Raw genomic sequence first — 1,114 nt, forward strand, 5'->3', positions numbered from 1 at the left:
ACAGGTTTCTGCTAAATCGAAAGATGAAGTATAGGAGCTGACACCTGCCCGGTGCTGGAAGGTTAAGGGGAAGAGTTAGCGCAAGCGAAGCTTAGAACTTAAGCCCCAGTAAACGGCGGCCGTAACTATAACGGTCCTAAGGTAGCGAAATTCCTTGTCGGGTAAGTTCCGACCCGCACGAAAGGTGTAACGATTTGGGCACTGTCTCAACAATGGACCCGGTGAAATTGTAGTACTCGTGAAGATGCGAGTTACCCGCGACAGGACGGAAAGACCCCGTGGAGCTTTACTGCAGGCTGACATTGGAATTTGGTATTAATTGTACAGGATAGGTGGGAGACTACGAAATCAGGGCGCCAGTCTTGGTGGAGTCGCTGTTGGGATACCACCCTATTGATACTAGGTTTCTAACCTGATGCTGTTATCCAGCATAGGGACACTGTCAGTTGGGCAGTTTGACTGGGGCGGTCGCCTCCTAAAGAGTAACGGAGGCGCTCAAAGGTTCCCTCAGCACGGTCGGAAATCGTGCGAAGAGTGTAAAGGCAGAAGGGAGCTTGACTGCGAGAGCGACGGTTCGAGCAGGAACGAAAGTTGGACTTAGTGATCCGGTGGCGCCGAGTGGAAGGGCCATCGCTTAACGGATAAAAGCTACCCCGGGGATAACAGGCTTATCTCCCCCAAGAGTCCACATCGACGGGGAGGTTTGGCACCTCGATGTCGGCTCGTCTCATCCTGGAGCTGAAGCAGGTTCCAAGGGTTGGGCTGTTCGCCCATTAAAGAGGCACGCGAGCTGGGTTCAGAACGTCGTGAGACAGTTCGGTCCCTATCCGTCGTGGGCGTAGGAAATTTGAAAGGAGCTGTCCCTAGTACGAGAGGACCGGGATGGACAAACCGCTGGTGTATCAGTTGTTCCGCCAGGAGCATAGCTGAGTAGCTAAGTTTGGAAGTGATAAGCGCTGAAGGCATCTAAGCGCGAAGCATCCCTTAAGATAAGATTTCCCATCCTTTATGGAGTAAGACCCCAGGAAGACCACCTGGTTGATAGGTCGCAGGTGTAAGCGCAGTAATGTGTTCAGCTGAGCGATACTAATAGGTCGAGGTCTTGACCAGAAAT

1 rRNA gene is annotated in these 1,114 nt (G+C 52.3%); it reads left to right on the plus strand.

Going from position 1 to position 1,114, the window contains the following annotated elements:
* Window positions 1-1,110: ribosomal RNA gene (locus tag BUB05_RS00015) — 23S ribosomal RNA — on the plus strand; the annotation flags it as partial.
* Window positions 1,111-1,114: the final 4 nt, after the last annotated feature.

Source organism: Dethiosulfatibacter aminovorans DSM 17477 (assembly GCF_900142005.1).
Taxonomy (GTDB): Bacteria; Bacillota; Clostridia; order Tissierellales; family Dethiosulfatibacteraceae; genus Dethiosulfatibacter; species Dethiosulfatibacter aminovorans.